We start from the raw sequence: 19,877 nt of genomic DNA on the forward strand, positions 1-19,877 counted from the left end.
ACCTCGATCGCTGCAAACGACGGTGCCACGGTCTCATTGAGACCATGGCAGCAGCGGCGCCGCGCAGGTCCGGTTGCGGCCCGCCCGCTTCGCCTCGTACAGCGCGGCGTCGGCAAGTTTGGTCAACTGCTCGTGGTGGTTCGATCTGGTGGGTTCGGCCGCGGCGAACCCGATGCTCAGGGTCACCAGGCCCGTGTCGGCCAGCTCGTGCGGTTCGGCCAGGCGCTCGACGGCGACCCGGATCCGCTCGGCCGCTGAGGCGACGGTCGCCAGATCGGCGCCGGGCAGCACGACCATGAACTCCTCTCCGCCGTACCGGGCGACGATGTCAGCGTCCCGCACCGACCGGCCGATGGTGGCGGCCACCCGGCGCAGGCAGTCGTCTCCGGCGAGGTGGCCGTAATGGTCGTTGTACTGCTTGAAGTTGTCGATGTCCATGATCGCGATGCCGACCGGGGTGCGTAGGCGGATCGCCCGGTGCCATTCCAGGTCCAGTGCCTCGGTCAGCCGGCGGCGGTTCGCGAGCCCCGTGAGCGGGTCGGTGATCGCGAGCAGTTCGAGCTGCTCGTTCGCGGCGCGTAGCGCCTCGGTGCGCTCGGTCACCTTGTCTTCCAGGGCGGCGTAGAGCAACGCGTTGTCAAGCGACACCGACAGCTGCCCGGCGATCAGCTCGACCACATCCAGCCGGTTCGGGCCGAACGCGCCACGGATGCGCCGGTTCTCCAGCAACAGCATTGCGCGCGGTTCGCCGCGGCTGAGGATCGGCACGATAAGCAGCGAGCACACCGGTACGTCGTGCAGATAGGGATCCCGGCGGAATCGGTCGTCGCGGGTGGCGTCCTCGACGAGCAGCGGCCGGCGGGTCCGCTCGGCGTAGCGGAACGCGGACAGCGGCACGAGGGCAGCGGCGTCGGGGTGGTCGATGTTCAGCACGTTGTGTCCGTCCCCGACGGGGCGGGGCAGCACCCAGCCGCCGGCGTCGGCGATGCGCAGGACGATCCGCACCCCGCTGGCGCCGGTCATCGCGGCGAGGATCTCGGTGACCCGATCCTGCAGCCCGGCCAGCGTGGTCTCGGAGCTCAACGCCTGCGACGCGCGCACCACGGCGAGCATGTCGATCATGCTGGCCGACACGTTCCCGCTGAACGGCCCGGTCGACGTCATCGCGGCCGCGCTCCCGCGCGCCTCGGCCAGAAACGGGTGGTCCCGCTCCAACTGCGTGACCTTGCCCGCCGCGCCCCACTCCCGGTACAGGTGCAGCGCCTCGTGCAGGGTCGCCCGGCCGGTGTGCTCCATGTGCTGGGCGAGAAGGCACTTTGCCAGGCGTTCGGTGATGTACGCACGTTGCCACGGGCGCTGCCGGTCGGCCACCTCATGGCGGGCGGCGTCGAACGAGCGCAACGCGCCCATCGCATCGCCGGACGCCCAGGCCCGCTCGGCGTCCAGCAGGTAACGCAGGTGCAGGAAGTTGGCCGGGCAGTCGGCCGCCCGCCCGGCCAGCCAGGCGCGGCGCTCGTCGAGCTCGGCGAGCAGTGCCGTCCGCTGCGCCGGGTCGGCCACCCGGGCCCGTTCGGCCAGGGCCAGGCCGTGCATCAGCAGTACCAGCGTCATCGACTGGGTCGGCACTACGAACGGCAGGATCGGTACTGCGGCGCCGGAGTGCTCGACCAGTGCGTCAGCATCACCGAAGATGGCCGAGACGAGGGCATGGGCGGCGCGCAGGTTCACCGCGGCGATCGGGTTGTCGCTGAACGCGGCGAGCTGCTCGTCGAGCGTGAAGCCGGCCTCGTCGAAGCCGCCCAGGACGGCCGTCTCGCCGCGTAGCGCCCGGACGGCCTGCGGCCAGCCCCGGATGGTCGTCGCGCCCCACTCGTTGCCGATCCGGGCCGCGAAGGACAGCCCGGCCTCGGCCTCGGCGGCGACGTCGGCCAGGGCTGGGGCGCTGTCGAGCAGCTGGGGAATCGAGGCGTAGTAGGTGAAGCAGGCGTGGTAGAGGTCGCCGCCGCGCAGGAGGAGCTCCCGGGCGTGGCGGGCATGACGGATCGTGTCTTCGAGCGGTTCGAACCACGGCGCCGCGCAGATCGCGAAGATGTACTCGGCCTGTCCGGCGGCCGGATCGTATCCGCGAGCGTGACTCACCTCCAGCACGCGGCGGACCGCGGTGTACGCCGAGGCATAGTCCTGGCGCGACGGGACTGTCACATAGGGCGCGTGCGCCAGCGCACCGACCAGGTCGGCGCACGGCCCGCCCTCGGCCCACAGGCGGCGCGCCTCGGTCACGAACCACGGCATGAGCGGCGACCCGCAGAAGAACGAGGCCGGGATCAGGCGGTAGATCAGGCTGGCGATGGCCGCCGCCCGCGGGTCCTCGTTGTCCGGACGGCGCAGGTCGTCCTCCGCGCTACCGCTGATCGCCCAGGCGCGCAGCGCGTCGATCCCGCGGTCGATCTCGCCGGGCAGGTCGGCCGGCGCGGGCGCCGGGTGACCGAGATCCGCGAGCAGGCCGACACCCAACTCCACCGCCTCCTGCGGACGAGCGCGGTGGGCGAGGCTGCTGATCTGGATCACGGCGAGCTGAGCCCGCTTGACGGGGTCGATCGTGGGCGCGACCCGGGTGTAGAGCTCGTCCGCCTCGTCGAGGCGACCCGAGCCGAACAATGCCGTGTGGCGTTCGATCCCCAGTCGCTGACGCAGGCCGGGGTCGGTCCCCGGGTCGGGCGCCAGCAGTCCTTCGGCCGCGGCCAGGTAGCTGTCCATCAGGCCGTAGTTGGCCTGCAGGCGGGCCCTGGCGGCGGCGACCGTGAAGAGCTCGGCCGCCGTCTGCCGCTCGCGCAGCCCGGTCACCTCGTCGATCGCCGCGAGGTACTGCTCGGCCGCGACCGGCTCGAACTGCGGGAACGGGGCCAGCATCCGGGCCAGCGCGAGATGCCGGGCCGGCCGAGCCGTCGCGCTCATGCCGGCGTATGCGGCCTGGCGGACCCGATCGTGCCGGAACCGCACCGACGTCGCCGCGCCGTGCTCGGTCACCAGCAGGCCGTCCTCCAGAGCCGGGGCCAGCATCCGCGTCAGCCGGCCACCCGCGTCCGCCGGATCGCCGATGACCGCGCGGAGCAGGCCGAGCTCGACGTCGCCACCGAGGCAGGCCATGGTGTACATCAGCTCACGCGTCGCATCGGCCAGCGCGGCGATCCGCGCCTCGATGAGTTCGACGACGTCGCCTCGTCCGACGTGGTGGCGCAGCGCCGCCGGGTCCCAGATCCAGCCGCTCGCGCCGGGAACCAGCGCGCCCTCTCGCCGCAGGGCGTTCACCAGCTCCACGGTGTCGAACGGGTTGCCGTCGGTGCGCTCCCGGATCGCCGCCGCAACCGCGTCCAGGTCGTGCGCCGGCAGCCGCAGCAGTTCGCCGAGCAGCTGGCAGATGTCCGCCGGGCCGAGGTTCCCGAGCCGGATGCCGACCGGCGGCCGGGCCTGCTCCTGCCAGCGGGGAAGGGCCGCGGCAAGGGGATGCGCATCGTGTAGCTCATTGTGCCGGTACGCCCCGATGAGCAGCAGGCCGGGCAGGCCTCCGGAGCTGTACACGGCGTCGAAGAGTCCGAGCGCCGTCGGGCTCGCCCACTGCAGATCGTCGATGACCATGACGATCGGGTGCTGCGGACCGGTCAGGGACTTCAGCACCGCGAGGCCGGCTTGGACCAGCCGGGCCTGCGCGGTGAGCGGATCGGTCGCACCGGTGCCGGTGGACACGCCGAGCAGAGCGCCGAACTCGGGGTCGGCGGCCATGACGGCGGCGTCGGCGCCGAGTGCCGCGTGCAGCCGCCCCCGCGCCGCGGCGAGTTCGGCCTCGGGTTCGGCGAGCAGCATGCGGGCGAGCGCGCGCATGGCCTGCCGGACCCCGTCCGAGCCCGGCCCCTGCCGGAACTGGTCGAACTTTCCGAACACGAACCAGCCGCCGGCCTCCGTGACGATCGGGCGGAGCCGGTCGATGAGGCTGCTCTTGCCGACTCCCGAATCGCCGCTGATCAGCACGCCGGGACAGCGGCCCGCGACGGACTCGCCGAACGCGTGCCGCGCCGACTCGATCTCGGCCGACCGGCCGACCAGCCGAGCGGGCGCCTGCAACCGCCCCGGGAAGTCACGCCGCCCGATCTCGAGGGTGCCCTCCGCGCCGTGGGCGTAGTGATTGCGGAGCTGGCGTAGGTCGTGCAGTACCCCTTCGGCGCTCTGGTACCGGCGGTCGGGCTCCTTCTCCAGGAGGTGCGCGACGATCGCCGAGAATGAGGCCGGCACCGCCGGATTCACCTCCGACGGCGGCGTCGGGGTCCGGGTCAGCAGATCATGGGTCAGCCGGAGCGGATCGTCACCGTGCCCGAACGGCGGCGATCCGGTCGCCAGTTCGTAGAGGGTGGAGCCCAGGCCGTACAGGTCCGCTCGTTGGTCGACCGGCCAGCCGGTGCGCCCGGTCTGCTCGGGTGCGATGTACGGCAGGGTGCCGATGATGTCCCGGTGGTGGGTGAAGCCCGGTCGCTCCTCCGCCGACGTGCTGGCCAGGTCGAAGTCGATGAGGATCGGGCGGCGCGGTCCGGCCTCGCGCCGGACCACGACGACGTTTGCCGGATTGATGTCCTTGTGCACGACGCGGCGCCGATGCATCGCGGCCACCACCTCGGTGAGCTCGACGGCGAAGTCGAGCAGCTCCGGCACGCCCATGGGCGCCTGGACGATGCTGGCGGCGAGCGCGGTGCCGCCGTCATCGATGAGCAGGACCTGCTGATCATCCGACCCGGCCAGGAGCAGCGGTACACCCGGCACGCCGGCGAGCCGGCCGAGCATGGTCAGCTCATTGCGCAGCCGCTCGACGGCACCCGGCCCCGCCAGTTCTTTCCGGATCGCTCCGGGTCGCGTCGGACCCGAGGCGACCCGGAACACCCGCGTACGGCCGCTCTCGTACAACAGATCATCAGGCACGTGTCGGCCGTCCTCGCCTCGGGCCCTGCTCACTATCCAATATCGGCCTGCTGACAAATCCTGAGAATAGCTCCGGGCGCCGGCGGTCCCGACGGCAGTCGGCGTCCATCGAAGCCTAGACGGCGAGCCGGTGGCAATCGGTACCACGGGCATGAATTGATCGCCCGGCCGCCCGTGCGCGGCCGGGCAGGTCGCCGCGCCACCCTCTTGAGCTGGCCTTTCTCCGCTGTGGTGACGTCCGCAGGGCCCCGGTTCGCTGACATTGCCCCAGCAGTGCGGTCGTCCGCCACACCCACTCAGGAAAGCCAATTTGATCAAACACGCGTTCATTGGTCATCTACTATGTGGGTCATCCGTCGGGATTGACCGGAACGCGTAGATTCCGTTGCCGAAGAGAGCGGCGATGCATGTACGGTCAAGCGCCCGACGACGCGCGGGGGCTGATGGGCGAAGTGCGCTTCGACGCCGGCGCTCGCCCGTGATCGCTGTGGACTGCCCGGCTCACGCGGTGTCGTTGAGCGGGTCGACGTCCGCAACTCGTTGTCCGGCTCGCGGCAGCGACGAGGCAGCGAGGCATGCGACGCAAGCACGGCGTACTACTCGGGCAGCGACCTCGCCGACGACCGGCCGTCCTGCATGCGGCCGCTCGCCCGCCGCTCCCGAGCTTCCCCGCACTCGACCTTCTGCTGGAGGGGCGGGACCCTCATCACTCCACATTGGAGCATCGGCCCGGCCCGCTCGCTGTCGCGGTCCGGCGAGCCGGGCGCGGGCGCCGAGCACGGGCTGCCGGAGTTCGGCGAGGGGCTGACCGGCGCCGGACTCGGCCGCCTGCTGGGGGAGCCCGGGGTCAGGCGGACGGGCCGGTCAGGTCGACGACCTCGTTGTCGCCCTCGGGGGGCTGGCGGTGCAGCAGGGCGGCGGTGCCGTACTGGATGAGGGTCACCACGCGGCCGTGCGGGGAGTCCCAGTATTCGGCGGACTCGGCGGTGACCTTGATCAGCGCCAGGCCGGGCGTGTCCAGGCCGTCGGGGAACCACGCCTTGAGCGGGGCGCTCCACAGCTGTTCGGCCTTCGCGCGGTCGTGGACGACGGCGGCCGTGCCGCTCAGTGAGACCCAGGCGTCGTGCTTCGTGTTGAAGGAGACGTTGACCTGAGGGTTGAGGGCGATTTCGGCGGCCTTCGGGCTGTCGTCGTAGACGAAGAACCACAGGTCGCCGTCGAACTCGGCCTCCTGCAGCGCCATGGGGCGGCTGACGTGGCGGCCGTCGGCGTTCATGGTGGTGAACATGCAGATGCGCCCGTCGCGGATGAGGCGGGTGACGTGGGCGCGGGGGTCTTCGTCGGTCATGCGGATCTGATGCCCGGGCGGGCGGGCGCCAAACGGCCGGTGATCCGGGCGGCGGTACGATCGCCGGCGTGCGTGTGGCGGACCCGACCCTCGAGCGGCTCGGCCACTCGGTTGCGGTGTTCAACGGGTATCTGAACGTCGATCGATCGTGGCGGGAGTTCGTCGCGCGGACCGCGCCCGGGGCCGATCTCGGGCGGGCCGAGCACCGGGGGCTGCTGCACCGGCTGCTCAACTCATGGGGGTGCCGGATTCGCAACCCCCGGGACGGTGAGCCGTACCTCTTCGACGACGGGGTGGCCGCGTGGTGGGAGGCGTTCGGGCCGGGGCTGCCGGGTGGGGCGCTGCGGCTGGCCGAGGATGCGGACCTGGCCCGGCTCGGGGACGCCTACGCGGCGCTGGCGGCCGTGCCGGCCGGGCCGCGGCGCGCGGTCGGTGCCACGGCCGCGGCCAAGGCCATGTATGCGCTGCGCCCCGAGACCGCGATGCCCTGGGATGCGGCTATCGCGGCCGCGCTGCACGGCGGCCGGGACGGGGCCGCGTACGCGCGGCATCTGGCGCTCGGGCGGGCGTGGGCGGCGGCGGTCGTGTCGGCGGCCGGGGTCGACGACGCGGCGGTGCCGGCGCTGCTCGGCCGTCCGGCTGTCTCGCTGCCGAAGATCCTGGACGAGTACACCTATGTCTTCATCACCCTGCGGCACGACATGACGTGGATGCCGGCTGACCCCGCCGGTTGAGGCACGCGTCCGCCGAGGTGAGCCAGGTCACAGCGGTCGGCGGTGAACCGCCGGGCCGGCGAACCATACGAACCAGCGATGGATGATCCGGACCTGGCCTGGCTGCGGCGGGTGGCCGATGGCGACGAGGGCGCGCTGGAGCGTCTCTACGCGCGCCACTCGACCGCCCTGCTCCGCTATGCCCAGCGACTGCTCGGCGACCGGGAGGCCGCGGAGGAGGCACTGCAGGACACGTTCGTCGCGCTGTGGCAGGGCGCGGGCTCGTTCGAGGGCCGCTCGGCCGTGCGGACCTGGCTCTTCGGCATCTGCCGCCGCCAGGCGCTCGCGCGGGCCGGGCGGCACCGCGAGGAGTCGCTGCCGGTCGACTACGCCGAGGCGTTCCCCGACGGTGCGGCCCGCCCCGACGACGTGGTGCTGGCCCGGGCCGACGCCGCCGCCGTCGGGGCCGCCCTTGCGCGGCTCCCCGCGGCCCAGCGCGAGGTGATCCACCTGGCCTTCGCCGCCGAGCTTCCGCACGCGGCGATCGCGCAGCTGCTGAGCATCCCCGTCGGCACGGTCAAGAGCCGCCTGTTCCTGGCCCGGGCCGCCCTCGCCCGGGCTCTGCCCGGGGCCACCGCTGTCGAAAGGAGCCGCCGATGACCCACCCCACCGACCGGCTGGCCGAGTATGCGGCCGGTGCCGGAGCCCCGGACATCGCCGCGCACCTGGCGGACTGCGCCGCATGCCGCGCGGATCTGGCCGCCTGGCACCGGCTGCGCGCCGCCGAACGCCTCGACGCCGCGCCCCCACCGGGGCCGGAGCTGCTCGCCGGTGTGCTGCGGCGCGTCCGTGCGGCGCCGGCCGCGCCGCCGGTCTTCATCGCGGTGCCGAGGTACAGCGGGCCGAACCGTCCGCGCCGGCTGCTGCCGGTCGCCGGTCAGCTGCTCGCGCAGCAGGCCCGGCTGATCCGTCGCCCGGTGTGGGTGCTCGCGGGGCTGGCCATCGCGGCCGGCACCGTCCTGGCCGCCGCGGTCCCGCCGGGCCGCGCCGCCGGCCTGTTCGGCCTGGTCGTCCCGCCGGTCGCCGCGCTGATCGTGGCGGCCGGCGCCGGCGACTCCGGCCCCGCCGACGAACTCGTCCGGGCCACCCCGACCTCCCCCCGGACCGTGCTGCTGGCTCGGCTCACGCTGCTGCTCGGCGGCACCGTCGGCGCCGGGCTCCTCGCGACCCTCCTGCTGGCCACCCGTGACCAGCTCGGCGCGCCGGGCCTGCTGCTGGCCTGGTTCGGCCCGCTGGTGCCGCTCTGCGCGCTGAGCCTGGCCGTCGCCGTGGCCTGGCGCCCGGGCGCCGGCATGGGCCTGGCCATGGCGATCTGGATGCTGAAGCTGCTCACCCGCCCCGGCCTCCTCGACGCCCGCATCGCCGGCGCGGTCGCCACCGTGTGGCAGCCGGCTCTCCCGACGGTTGCCGCGGCCGTCGCCCTGGCCGCCGCGGTGGTGCTGGCCGCGCCGCTGCTGCACCGCAACCGCATCCGGATCTCGGGGGTCGCGCAGTGAGCGCCCTGCTGCGCCACGAGTGGCGCCGGGCCGGGCTGGCGGCCGGGCTCGCGGCACCCGTGGCCCTGGCGCTGACCGTCGCCCTGGGCGCGGTCGCCGGCCGCCCCGATCGGCTGCTGCTGGCGGGCCTCGAGGCGGTCGTCCCGCTCGCACTCGCCATGGCCGCTGTGAGCGTCATGGTGCGGGAGCGTCTCCGCGAACTGCACTTGTCGCTGCCGGTACCGCACACCGCCACCCTGGCCCGGCGACTCGCCCTGATCGCCGGGGGCGCCGCGGTGCTGTGCCTGGCCGGCACCGCGGTGCTCGTCGCCGTCGACAGCACCGGCGGGCCCGGCGGCGGGCCGGCGGCGCTCATCTGGGCCTCCCCGGCGGTCTTTCTCGGCGGCCTGGCCGTGCTTGTCACCGTGGCCACCCGCAGCGCCGCGGTGGCCGCCACGGCGGTCGGGCTGCTGTGGCTGGGGGAGCAGCTCTTCGCGGGCCTGTTCGCCGTCCACCGGTGGCTGCACCCGTTCTTCATGTTCGCCACGCTGCGCGGAGGGTCCGACCAGTCCTGGCTCGCCAACCGCCTGACCCTGCTCGCGGCCGGCGCGCTGTGCCTCGCCCTGGCCGTGCTCCTGCTGCACCGCCCCGAACGACTGCTCGACGAGGAGGACGACCAGTGACCGCGCTCGCGGCCGTGTGCCGCTACGAGTTTCGGATGCAGCTGCGCAAGGCGAGCCTGTGGGCGGCGGCCGCGCTCCTCGCCGCGGCGGTCGTCCTCACCCAGGGCGAGAACGGCCCGCGGCACCTGCCCGCCGGCACCCCCGCCCGGATCGTGATGGGCGACTGGGCGCTGCTCTTCGCGCTGCTCATGCCGGTCGGCTTCGGCATGGTCCTGGCCGACCGGCTCGTCCGCGACCGCCGGCTGCGGGTCGGGCCGCTGCTGGACAGCACGCCGACCGGCCCCGGCACGGTGCTCGCCGGCAAGTACCTCGGCGGTGTCGCCGCGACCGCACTGCCGGGCCTGGCCGCCCTGCTGGTGGCGGCCGGCGGCGAGTGGGTACACCGGCGGGACCCTGCGCTGTTCGTCTGGGCTCTGGTGGCGTTCGCCGTGGTGACGGTGCCCGGTCTGGCCATGGTGGCCGGGTTCGCGCTCGTCTGCCCGCTGGTCATCGGCGCGCCGCTGTTCCGGGTGCTCCTCGTCGGCTACTGGTTCTGGGGCAACCTGCTCGCGCCGCGCTGGCTGCCGTCGCCGACCGGCACCCTGATCACCCCGATCGGCGACTACGCGGCCAGCTGGCTGGTCGGCGACCGCGCGCTGTACGCCGGCCTGGACGGCTGGATCCCCTTCCTGCGCCCGGAGCCGGGCGGGGGCGGTACCGCCGCCATGAGCATCGTCCTGATCTGCGCCGCCGGCATCGTGCCGCTCCTGGTGAAAGGGGTCCACCGTGGATATCGAGGTTGAGGGTCTGCGCCGGCGGTTCGGCCGGGTCACCGCCCTGGACGGGGTCGACCTCTCGGTCCCCGGCGGCATGTTCGGCCTGCTGGGCACCAACGGCGCCGGCAAGACGACCCTGATGCGCGTCCTGGCCGGCGTCCTGCCGCCCACAAGTGGCCGGGTCCGGGTCGGCGGCCACGATCTCACCCGGCGGGCCGGCCGCCGCGCGGTCCAGCGCCGCCTCGGCTACCTCCCGCAGGACCTCGGCCTCTACCCGGACCTGACGCCGGCCCAGTTCCTCGACTACATCGGGCTGCTCAAGGGGCTCGACGACGCCCGGGCCCGGCGCCGCCAGATCGACGAGCTGCTCACCGTCGTCAACCTGGAGGCCGTGGCGAAGCGGCGCATGAAGGGCTTCTCCGGGGGCATGCGCCGCCGCGTCGGCATCGCCCAGGCCCTCCTCGGCGACCCGGCAGCGGTCATCGTCGACGAGCCCACCGCGGGCCTCGACCCGGAGGAGCGGGTCCGCTTCCGCATGCTCCTGGCCGGCCTCGCCCGCGACCGGACCGTGCTGCTGAGCACCCACATCGTCGAGGACGTCGCGCAGACCTGCCGGGCCATCGCCGTGCTCACCGCCGGCCGGGTCGTCTTCACCGGCCCGGTCGCCGACCTGACCGCCCGCGCCGACGGCCGGACGTGGGAGCTGACCACCCCCGGCCCACCCCCGCCCGGCGCGGTCGTGGTCTCGGCGGTGGCCCGCCCGGACGGCAACCACTACCGCCTGATCAGCCCGGTCCCGCCGGCCGGCGCGACGCCCACCCGGCCCACGCTGGAGGAGGGGTACGTGGCGATGGTCCGCGGCATCACACCTGTCGCCGCATAGTCCAGCGCAGGCCGCCCAGGAGATGCCGGCGCAGCGCCGGCTCCGCGTAGGACTCCACGGTGTGGCCGAGCGCGGTGTAGAACGACCGGCCGCCGAGGGAGTCGTGGCACCAGGCCAGCGGGTGGTCGGTACCCATGCCGCCGCCGTTGTACGAAGCCTCGTCCACGCGCAACAGGACGCGCACCGTCCGGCGGGGGTTGGTGCGGAAGTCGTACCACTCGTCGGTGCGGTCCCACTCGGCCGGGAGGTGGGCGGTCGACGGGTGGGCCGGGTCCTCGACGATGAGGCGCGCCGGCTGTACCTCCGGATGCCTGTCGAACCGCGCGCCGACAAGCGAGCCGAAGAACGGCCAGTCGTCCTCGGTCGTCGCCGCGGCGTGGATGCCGGCGAACCCGCCACCGCCGCGGACGTGACGCTCCAGCGCCGCCCGCGCCGCGTCGCCGCCGATGTCGCCGCTGGTGCTCAGGAACACGACAGTCGCGAACGGGCCCAGGTCGGCGAAGACCGCCGGGTCCTCGGTCGCCTCGACGTCGAATCCGTGCTCGCGGCCGAGGGCCCGCACGGCCCCGACGCCGTCCGGGATGGAGTCGTGCCGGAAGTCGGTCGTGCGGCTGTACACCAGGATTCGCTGCCTCACCCGATCACGGTAACCACTGCGGCGCTTCCGCCCGACGGGAGTTGCCGGCGCGCCGCGCCCGAGCGCGGGAATAGGCGGTGGTCGCGGGCGGGTTACGTTGATCATGACGACATTTGGGATCATCGGGGCCGGGAAGATCGGAAGTCAGGTCGCCCGGGCGGTGATAGCCCTCGGGCACGACGTGGTGATCGCGAACTCGCGCGGACCGGAGACGCTTGCCGACCTGGTCGCGGACCTGGGCCCGTCCGCCCGGGCGGCGACGGCCGAGGAGGCGGGCGCCGCGGGCGACGTCGTGGTCGTGACGGTCCCGTTCGGCAAGTACCGCGACGTCCCGGTCGCACCGCTGGCCGGCAAGATCGTGCTCGACACCAACAACTACTACTGGGAGCGCGACGGCCGCTTCCCCGAGCTGGAGGACGGCACGGCGACCACGGCCGGCCTGCTGCAGGCCCACCTGCCCGAGTCGAAGGTCGTCAAGGCGTTCAACCACATCGCCGCGGCCGACATCACCACCGAAGGCGCCCCGTCCGGCACCCCGGGCCGCCGGGCACTCGCCGTCTCCTCCGACTACCCGGAGGCCGTCGCGTTCGCCACGGACCTGTACGACCGGATCGGCTTCGACACCGTCGACGTGAGCCCGCTGAGCGAGTCCTGGCGCGTCGAGCGCGACCGCCCGGCGTACGTGGCCAAGCAGAACAAGGCCGAGCTGGAGGCCAACCTCGCCAAGGCCCCGCGCACCATCTGACGAGCAGCGGTTGCCGCCGGGCCGGCCCGGCGGCAACCGTCGCGCACCCCGGCGGCCACCTGTCGTGATCGCGAGTGCGGGAAGACGCCTGCTACAGTCGAGGCCGAGGGAAAAGCCTCGGGGCGTCGCACGCTCCGGGTGCTCACACGCAGCAGCCCGATGCTCTGCCACTTCACCCGACCGGGAAGTGGGCAGATGCACAATTCTGAGGTACTGGCTGCACGTAGTCTGCGGCAGGTGTGGCCGGCGATCGCCGGGCTGGCCGCCGTCTTCCTCTTCGAGATGCTCGACAACTCGATCCTCAGCGTCGCGCTGCCGACGATCGGCGCGGACCTGCACGCCTCCACGACCGCCCTGCAGTGGGTGACGGGCTCCTACGCCGTCGTCTTCGGCGGGTTCATGCTCGTCTTCGGGGCCGTCGCGGACCGCTACGGCCGGCGCCGGATCATGCTCGCCGGGCTCGTGCTGCTCGGCGTGGCCAGCGCGGCCACCGCCGCCGTCACCACCGCGGAGCAGCTGATCGCCGTCCGCGTCGTCATGGGCGTCGCCGCGGCCATGACCACGCCCGGCGCCATGTCGCTGGCGTTCCGGCTGTTCGACGACGACGGCCTGCGCGTTCGGGCCCTGAACATCATCACGACGGTCGGCGTGGTCGGGCTCGCGGCCGGGCCGACGGCGGGCGGGCTGGTGCTTCGGGTCGCGCCGTGGCCGGTGCTGCTGCTGATCAACGTGCCGATCGCGGCCCTGGCCTTCGCCGGCATCAAGCGCGGCATCGCCGCCGACGCGCCGCAGGAGCTGCACCGGGACCCGATCGACGTCTCCGGTGCCGTGCTCGGCACCGCGGCCGTCCTGCTCCTGCTGACCGCGCCCACGCGCTTCGTCGAGGACGGCGCCCGCTCGGCCGCGGGCTGGGTGGCCGCGGTCGCCGGGGTCATCGCCGTGGCGCTCTTCGTGGTGCGGCAGCGCCGGGCCGCCCACCCGCTGCTCGACCCGGGCCTCATCGCCCGGCCCCTGGTCGCCGGCGGGCTGGCGTACAAGGCCGCGCAGGGGCTGGGAACGGCGTCGCTTACCTACCTGGTGAGCCTGCAGCTGCAGCTGGACTGGGGCTGGTCGCCGGCCAGGGCGGCGATCGGCATGCTGCCGCAGGTCGTCGTCCTGCTCGCGGGCGGCGCCGTCGTCTCGCCGTTCGTCAAGCGCGCCGGGCTCGGCGCCGCGGCCTGGATCAGCTCGGCGTCGGTCGTCACCGGGCTCGCCGTCTACGCCGCGCTCGGCACCTACGGCTACCTCTGGGTGGCCGTCGCCCTGGTGCTGGTGGCGTTCGGCACGCGCATGGTCGGCGTCGTCGCCGTGACGAACGTGATGCGCGGCCTGCCCGCCGAGCGGACCACTGTCGGCGCCGCGCTCATCGACACGGCCTCGCAGATCACGACCGGCATCGGCATCGCGGGCGTCGGTACCGTGCTGGCCGCACGCTTCACCGGCAGCATCGCCGCCGGCCATTGGAGCGCCGCCCAGACGGAGCAGTTCGAGAACGCCGTGCGCATCGGCGGGTTCGGCGTCACGGCGCTCGCCGCGGCGCTGTCCCTGTGGGCCTTCCTGCGCGCCCGCGGCGCCGGGCCGGCCGCGGACGGGAGCCGGTGACCGCACCCCGGTCCGGGCGCCGCCGCTCGCCCCTGTCTGTGGTGTTTTCGAAAACGGGTGGTCACGGGGTTCGCGGGCCGGTTCGTAATTTTCAAGGAATAAGCCCTGTTGACAGCGTGGCTGGGGCTCGTGGATTGACAGCGAATGGACGCAAACCGAATGGTTGGGAACGCTCCCATCGACACCCCTGATTCACCCCGCCCCCGCGGGTCCGCACATCCACACAGGAGGCTTCATGTCCCGCCTGTCCCGCAGGAAGTTCGTCGCCGCCGCCGGCGGCACGGTCGCCGCGCTCGCAGTCGGATCGAAGATGCTGGAGGCGTCGGCCGCGACCACCGCTGCCGTCGACCCCTATGCGCAGCAGTTCCTCGACCTGTACAACAAGATCAAGAGCTCGGCCAACGGGTACTTCAGCCCGCAGGGCGTGCCCTACCACTCGGTCGAGACCCTCATGGTCGAGGCGCCGGACCACGGTCACCAGACCACGTCCGAGGCGTTCAGCTACTGGATGTGGCTGGAGGCCGTGTACGGCCGGGTGACCGGCGACTGGGCCCCGTTCAACAACACCTGGGCCGCGGCCGAGAAGTACATCATCCCGACGAGCGTCGACCAGCCGTCGAACGGGTCGTACAACTCGAGCAAGCCCGCGACCTACGCGCCGGAGTTCCCGGAGACCAGCGGCTACCCCAGCCCGCTGGACAGCTCGGTGCCCGTCGGCGCCGACCCGATCGCGGCCGAGCTGCAGTCCGCCTACGGCACCGCCGATGTCTACGGCATGCACTGGCTGCTCGACGTGGACAACGTCTACGGCTACGGCAACACGGCCGGCACCGGCGCCGAGAACGGCCCGACCGCCCCCGGCCCCGGCTACATCAACTCCTACCAGCGCGGCGCCCAGGAGTCGGTGTTCGAGACGATCCCGCAGCCGTGCACCGACCTGTTCAAGTACGGCGGCCCGAACGGCTACCTGGACCTGTTCGTCAAGGACCAGAGCTACGCCAAGCAGTACAAGTACACCAACGCCCCGGACGCCGACGCGCGGGCGATCCAGGCCGCCTACTGGGCGTACCGGTGGGCGTCCGCGCAGGGCAAGGCGAGCGCCGTCTCCGCCTCGGTCGCCAAGGCCGCGAAGATGGGCGACTACCTGCGCTACGGCACGTTCGACAAGTACTTCAAGCAGATCGGCAACTGCACCAGCCCGAGCAGCTGCCCGGCCGGCAGCGGCCGGAGCTCGCAGCACTACCTGCTCGGCTGGTACTACGCGTGGGGCGGCGCCGTCGCCGGCGGCGGCTGGGCGTGGCGCATCGGTGACGGTGCGGCCCACCACGGCTACCAGAACCCGGTGGCCGCGTGGGCGCTGTCGACCGTCAGCGCGATGGCCCCGAAGTCGGCCACCGGCCGCTCCGACTGGGCGACGAGCCTCACCCGCCAGATCGAGTTCCTGCGCTGGCTGCAGTCGTCCGAGGGCGCCATCGCCGGCGGCGCGACGAACAGCTGGAACGGCCAGTACGCCCAGCCGCCGGCCGGCACCCCCACGTTCTACGGCATGGCCTACGACTGGGAGCCGGTCTACCACGACCCGCCGAGCAACAACTGGTTCGGCATGCAGGTGTGGGGCATGGAGCGCTGGGCCGAGTACTACTACCTGACCAAGGACAGCCGGGTGAAGGCGGTCCTGGACAAGTGGGTCACCTGGGCCTCGAGCAAGGTCACCGTCGGCACCGGCGGCACCTTCTCGATCCCGTCGACGCTGAGCTGGACCGGCGCCCCGGACACGTGGAACGCGTCGAGCCCGGGCGCCAACACCAACCTGCACGTCACCGTCACCGACTCCGGTCAGGACGTGGGCGTGACCGCCGCGCTCATCAAGACCCTGCTCTACTACGCGGCCGGCACCGGCAACACCGCCGCGCAGTCGCTGGGCAAGAGCCTGCTCGACGCCCTGGCGCTGCACACGGACACCAAGGGCATCGGCATCCCGGAGACCCGGGCCGACTACAGCCGCTTCAACGACACGGTCTACGTGCCGCCGGGCTGGAGCGGCAAGATGCCCAACGGCGACACCATCGCCCCCGGCTCGACCTTCCTGTCGATCCGGTCCTTCCTGAAGAAGGACCCGGACTTCCCGAAGGTGCAGGCGTACCTCAACGGCGGTGCCGCGCCGGTGTTCACGTACCACCGCTTCTGGGCGCAGGCCGACGTCGCCATGGCGCTGGCGCTGTACTCGGAGCTGTTCCTCGGCGGCACCACCACCAGCCCGTCGGTGTCGGCGAGCGCCTCGGCGTCGGCGTCGGCCTCGGCGTCCGCGTCCGTGTCGGCGTCGGCGTCGGTCTCGCCGTCGAGGTCCACGTCGCCCAGCCCGAGCGGCGGCGGCAGCGGGGTGACGGCCACCTACAAGATCGAGAGCGACTGGGGCGCCGGGTTCGTCGCCTCGGTCACGATCAAGAACAACGGGTCCACGCCGATCACCGGCTGGCGCGTGAACTGGACGTGGGGTGGCAACCAGCAGATCAGCAGCAGCTGGAACGCCGGCCTCACCTCCTCGGGCCGCGCCGTCACGGCCGTGAACCTGAACTACAACGGCACCATCCCGCCCGGCGGGTCGACGAGCTTCGGCTTCCAGGGCACGTACTCCGGCACCAACGCCGTCCCGACGCTCACCGCGTCGGCCAGCTGATCACGTCACACCCTCCGGCCCGGTCGCAGCGCCACGCGACCGGGCCGGTCCGCGTCCACGACCCCGCGACGGGCATCGACGGTCAGGGCGGCGGACGTGCCCGCGGCGCGGCTGCCGGTCCACCACGGCCTCGGCCCGTAGCATCAGCGGGAGGTCGCGCACCGGGGTGATGCTCAGCCCGGTGTCCTCCGCGGCCTGTTCGAGCCGGGTCCGCTCGCCCGCGCGCGCCGGCCCGGACATGAGCCGGTCGCGCGGCAGCGCCGCGGCCGTCTCGGACAGGGGCGGCCGCGACAGGGCACCCGTCATCGCCGTCCTCAGAGGGTCTCGAATGTCACATATCACCACAGCGGACAGCGGCGGCGTGCGGACGATCCGCTTCGAGCGCCCGGACCGGCGCAACGCCATGAACCTGGACATGTTCCGCGACTACTACGCGGCGCTGCTGGCCGCCGACGAGGACCCCGGGGTCCGGGCGATCGTCGTCACCGGCACCGGCGACTGGTTCTGCACCGGCGCCGACCCGGAGTCGCTGCCGGCGCTGCTCGACCCGCGCCACCGCGACCAGCTGGTGCACGAGCTCGGCTACGCCGCGCACCTGCCGGCCACCCTGACCACGCCGATCATCGCCGCGGTCAACGGCGGGGCGGCCGGGCTCGGCCTGGTCCACGCCCTCTACGCCGACGTGCGCTTCCTGGCCGCCGAGGCCCGCCTGGCCACCGCGTTCAGCCGGCTCGGCCTGATCGCCGAATACGGCAGTGCCTGGCTGCTGCCCCGGCTCGTCGGCGCCGGCCACGCCATGGACCTGCTGCTGTCCGGCCGCAAGATTGACGCCGCCGAGGCGCTGCGGATCGGGCTCGTCCAGCGCGTCCTCCCGCGCGAGCAGGTCCTGGCGGCGGCCCAAGCCTACGCCGCCGACCTGGCCGAACACTGCTCGCCGGCCTCACTTGCGGTGATCCGGCGGCAGCTGTGGTCGGGCTGGGAGACCGGTCTGGCCGACGCGGCGGCCGAGGCGGGCGCACTCATGGCCGAGTCCCTGGCCGGGCCGGACTTCGTGGAGGCCGTCACCGCCCAGGCCGAGGGCCGCGCCCCGCGGTTCGCGCCGTGAGCGACAGGCTCGATTCCGTACACTACAACGTGTCGGTGTTCGATTGCGCGGCGCGCATTCGGAATGAGGGCATAGCGTATTTGTGGTCATGAAAGTGACGGGTTTCGCTGTTCGGGTTTGCATCCGGCGGATTCGGGTTGAGACTGGCGTAGGCCCATCGCGGAACGTGGATCTCGATCGGCATTGTTCGGGACGCGGTGGGTCGTCGGCATCCTCCATTCCGCTGACGAACGGAGACCCATGTCCACACGACGGAGTGTGGTCGCGGCGGCGGCGCTGGCCACCGTCCTCGGCTCACTCACCCTGCCCGGCAGCGCATCGGCCGCACCGGCGTCCAGCACCAGGCACGTGCAGAAGGTCGGCACCGGCTCGTACAAGGTGACCGGCACCGGCAGCGGCGAGCCGGCCTCCATCTCGCTGGAGATCCCGAAGCAGGCCGGCCCGGACGCCAACGACTTCAGCCGCTCCGGGAGGGGCCCGTCCGGTGCCCACCGCAGCCTCGCCCCGGCCCGGGCGGCCGGCCCCGCCGGGCCCGCCGTGGCCGGTGGCGTCATCCGCAACGGGCCGCAGCTGCTCGGCGGGTTCGACGGGCTCAACCATCGGGCCCAGCGCACCGCCAACAACGGCAACCAGTTCACCCTCGAGCCGCCCGACCAGGCGCTGTGCGTCGGCAACGGCCACATCGTGGAGGCGGTCAACGACGCCTTCCAGGTGTACAACGCGGACGGCACCGGCCAGACGGGCGTCGTCGACCTGAACACGTTCTTCGGCTACCCGCCGGTGCTCGACCGCGCGACTGGTGTCTTCGGGCCGAACCTCACCGACCCGACGTGCCTGTTCGACCCGGCCACGCACCGGTTCTTCCTGGTGGTGCTCACGCTCGAGCAGACGCCTGACGGCGACCTGACCGGCGACAACCACCTCGACATCGCGGTGGCCGCCGACCCGACCGGGACCTGGAACATCTACCGGCTCGACGTCACCGACGACGGCACCAACGGCACCCCGGTCCACCCGAACTGCCCGTGCATCGGCGACTACCCGCACATCGGCGTCGACGCCAACGGCTTCTACGTCACCACGAACGAGTACTCGTTCTTCGGCACCGAGTACAACAGCGCACAGATCTACGCCTTCTCCAAGCGGGCCCTCGCGCGCGGCGACGCCGACGTGCTCGTCACGCAGCTCGACACGCCGGGCGCCGACCGCGGGCTGAACGGCTTCACGGTCTGGCCGGCCCAGTCGCCCGTCACGTCGGACTACGAGCGTTCGGCCGGCGGCACGGAGTACTTCCTGTCCTCCAACGCCGCCGAGGAGGCCACCGGCACCCAGGACTACGTCTCGACAAGCATCGTCACCTGGGCGCTCACCAACACCAGATCCCTCGACAGTCCCGCGCCCCGCCTGGGCCTGAGCAACACCCGGGTGGGCGTGCAGCGGTACTCCCTGCCGCCGGCCGCCAACCAGAAGGCCGGGCCCGCACCGCTGCGCGAATGCCTCAACGACGACCCGTGCGCCACGTTCCTGCTGGGCGCGCCCGACCCGTTCAAGCCCGAGGCGCTCTCGCCGCTGGACAGCAACGACACCCGCATGCAGCAGGTGACCTACACCGGCGGCCGGCTCTACGGCGCGCTGGACACGGCGGTGACCGTCGGCGGCGCGTCGAAGGCGGGTATCGGCTGGTACATCGTCCGGCCGTCGCTGCGCGGCACCTCGCTGCGGGCCGACCTGACCGCCCAGGGCCAGCTCGGCCTGGCCGGCAACAACCTGACGTACCCGGCCATCGGCGTCAACGCGGCCGGTCGGGGCGTCATGGCGTTCACCCTGGTCGGCGACGGCTACTTCCCGTCGGCGGCGTACTCGGCCTTCGACGGCCGCACCGGCGCCGGCGCGATCTACCTGGCCAAGGCCGGCCTCGGCCCGCAGGACGGCTTCAGCGGCTACAAGGCCGTCTCCGGTGACCCGCCGCGTCCCCGCTGGGGCGACTACGGCGCGACCGCCGTCGACGGCTCGAACATCTGGATGGCCAGCGAGTACATCGGCCAGACCTGCACCCTCGCCCAGTACGAGGCCACGCCCTTCGGCAGCTGCGGCGGCACCCGCACCGCGCTGGCGAACTGGGGCACCCGGATCAGCCAGGTCAAGCCGTAAACCGGGCTCGCGCCGGGTCGCCGTCCGCGGCCCGGCGCG

The 19,877-nt window shown here is 72.9% G+C and carries 15 protein-coding genes; 11 read left to right on the forward strand and 4 right to left on the reverse strand.

The annotated features are described in order from the left end of the window. Nucleotides 1-33: 33 nt before the first annotated feature. On the reverse strand, nt 34-4,965 hold the full coding sequence (locus Dvina_RS23930; protein ID WP_223104698.1) for a diguanylate cyclase: 4,932 nt from the start codon (nt 4,963-4,965) through the stop codon (nt 34-36). An 847-nt stretch (nt 4,966-5,812) separates the two neighbouring features. Further along, nucleotides 5,813-6,313 (reverse strand): pyridoxamine 5'-phosphate oxidase family protein, encoded by a 501-nt coding sequence (locus Dvina_RS23935; RefSeq protein WP_223104699.1) that lies wholly within the window; start codon nt 6,311-6,313, stop codon nt 5,813-5,815. Between the two features lie 68 nt (nt 6,314-6,381). Between Dvina_RS23935 and Dvina_RS23940 the strand changes: the two genes are divergently transcribed. The 6 genes from Dvina_RS23940 (at nt 6,382) to Dvina_RS23965 (ending at nt 10,882) form a co-directional block, all read left to right on the forward strand. Beyond that, on the forward strand, nt 6,382-7,047 hold the full coding sequence (locus Dvina_RS23940) for a hypothetical protein (RefSeq protein WP_223104700.1): 666 nt from the start codon (nt 6,382-6,384) through the stop codon (nt 7,045-7,047). Nucleotides 7,048-7,125: 78 nt separating this feature from the next. After that, nucleotides 7,126-7,686 (forward strand): RNA polymerase sigma factor, encoded by a 561-nt coding sequence (locus Dvina_RS23945; RefSeq protein WP_223104701.1) that lies wholly within the window; start codon nt 7,126-7,128, stop codon nt 7,684-7,686. Beyond that, nucleotides 7,683-8,582: a cupin domain-containing protein gene (locus Dvina_RS23950; protein WP_223104702.1), complete on the forward strand. Its 900-nt coding sequence runs from the start codon at nt 7,683-7,685 to the stop codon at nt 8,580-8,582. Before Dvina_RS23945 ends, Dvina_RS23950 begins: the two co-directional genes overlap by 4 nt. Continuing rightward, nucleotides 8,579-9,244: a hypothetical protein gene (locus Dvina_RS23955; RefSeq protein ID WP_223104703.1), complete on the forward strand. Its 666-nt coding sequence runs from the start codon at nt 8,579-8,581 to the stop codon at nt 9,242-9,244. Before Dvina_RS23950 ends, Dvina_RS23955 begins: the two co-directional genes overlap by 4 nt. After that, nucleotides 9,241-10,026, forward strand: coding sequence for a hypothetical protein (locus Dvina_RS23960; protein ID WP_223104704.1), 786 nt, complete (start codon nt 9,241-9,243; stop codon nt 10,024-10,026). The genes Dvina_RS23955 and Dvina_RS23960 overlap by 4 nt, the downstream gene beginning before the upstream one ends. Next, nucleotides 10,010-10,882 (forward strand): ABC transporter ATP-binding protein, encoded by an 873-nt coding sequence (locus Dvina_RS23965; protein WP_223104705.1) that lies wholly within the window; start codon nt 10,010-10,012, stop codon nt 10,880-10,882. Before Dvina_RS23960 ends, Dvina_RS23965 begins: the two co-directional genes overlap by 17 nt. Here Dvina_RS23965 and Dvina_RS23970 read toward each other — a convergent pair. Continuing rightward, nucleotides 10,863-11,519 (reverse strand): ThuA domain-containing protein, encoded by a 657-nt coding sequence (locus Dvina_RS23970; RefSeq protein ID WP_223104706.1) that lies wholly within the window; start codon nt 11,517-11,519, stop codon nt 10,863-10,865. The two genes, Dvina_RS23965 and Dvina_RS23970, sit on opposite strands and share 20 nt — an antisense overlap. Before the next feature lie 103 nt (nt 11,520-11,622). Here Dvina_RS23970 and Dvina_RS23975 point away from each other — a divergent pair, with 103 nt between their 5' ends. The 3 genes from Dvina_RS23975 to Dvina_RS23985 all read left to right on the forward strand — a co-directional run bounded on the left by Dvina_RS23975 (nt 11,623) and on the right by Dvina_RS23985 (nt 16,582). Then, on the forward strand, nt 11,623-12,264 hold the full coding sequence (locus tag Dvina_RS23975; protein WP_223104707.1) for an NADPH-dependent F420 reductase: 642 nt from the start codon (nt 11,623-11,625) through the stop codon (nt 12,262-12,264). A 237-nt stretch (nt 12,265-12,501) separates the two neighbouring features. After that, a complete protein-coding gene (locus Dvina_RS23980) occupies nt 12,502-13,905 on the forward strand; it encodes an MFS transporter (RefSeq protein WP_246656398.1) in 1,404 nt (467 codons plus the stop codon). A gap of 235 nt (nt 13,906-14,140) precedes the next feature. Next, nucleotides 14,141-16,582 carry a glycoside hydrolase family 48 protein gene (locus Dvina_RS23985; RefSeq protein ID WP_223104709.1) on the forward strand — a complete coding sequence of 814 codons (2,442 nt, stop codon included), beginning with the start codon at nt 14,141-14,143 and terminating at the stop codon, nt 16,580-16,582. Here Dvina_RS23985 and Dvina_RS23990 read toward each other — a convergent pair whose 3' ends face one another. Continuing rightward, nucleotides 16,583-16,888, reverse strand: a complete 306-nt coding sequence (locus Dvina_RS23990; RefSeq protein ID WP_223104710.1) for a GntR family transcriptional regulator — start codon at nt 16,886-16,888, stop codon at nt 16,583-16,585. A gap of 55 nt (nt 16,889-16,943) precedes the next feature. Between Dvina_RS23990 and Dvina_RS23995 the strand changes: the two genes are divergently transcribed. Further along, nucleotides 16,944-17,687: an enoyl-CoA hydratase-related protein gene (locus tag Dvina_RS23995; protein ID WP_246656399.1), complete on the forward strand. Its 744-nt coding sequence runs from the start codon at nt 16,944-16,946 to the stop codon at nt 17,685-17,687. A 240-nt stretch (nt 17,688-17,927) separates the two neighbouring features. Next, nucleotides 17,928-19,838: a hypothetical protein gene (locus Dvina_RS24000; RefSeq protein ID WP_223104712.1), complete on the forward strand. Its 1,911-nt coding sequence runs from the start codon at nt 17,928-17,930 to the stop codon at nt 19,836-19,838. The last annotated feature ends 39 nt before the right edge of the window (nt 19,839-19,877 follow it).

Source organism: Dactylosporangium vinaceum (assembly GCF_019904175.1).
Taxonomy (GTDB): domain Bacteria; phylum Actinomycetota; class Actinomycetes; order Mycobacteriales; family Micromonosporaceae; genus Dactylosporangium; species Dactylosporangium vinaceum.